Source organism: Zobellella endophytica, from assembly GCF_003012775.1.
GTDB classification, from domain to species: domain Bacteria; phylum Pseudomonadota; class Gammaproteobacteria; order Enterobacterales; family Aeromonadaceae; genus Oceanimonas; species Oceanimonas endophytica.
This window is the reverse complement of the sequence record NZ_PXYG01000053.1, coordinates 1-255: the sequence shown is the minus strand read 5'-3', so window position 1 is coordinate 255 and position 255 is coordinate 1. Positions and strand designations below refer to the sequence as shown.

The following is a 255-nucleotide window of genomic DNA, read 5'->3' as shown; positions in this document are numbered from 1 at the left end:
AGGGTGTAGCTCCAGCTGCCGTCCCGGTTGACCGACAGCGTGCCGTAGTCCCCCTGCACCAGGGTGCCGTCGGCCTCGATCCTGATCCAGGCACCGTCCTTGTCCTGCACCTCGATGAGCGCCAGGGCGTCGTGGCCGGTGTCGATCTCCAGCGCGCCGGACGCGGTCAGGTCGCCGCCGCCACGGCCGGCCGGCAGCGCCGACTCCCACACCACGCCGTCGTCCCCCTCGGCCAGCAGCACCGAGACCGTCGGC

General features: G+C 72.9%; 1 protein-coding gene. It reads right to left on the bottom strand.

Annotated features, from left to right (window positions below):
• Positions 1–255, bottom strand: a 255-nt coding sequence (locus C7H85_RS19405; RefSeq protein ID WP_146140493.1) for a VCBS domain-containing protein, incomplete at both ends; no start/stop codon positions are given.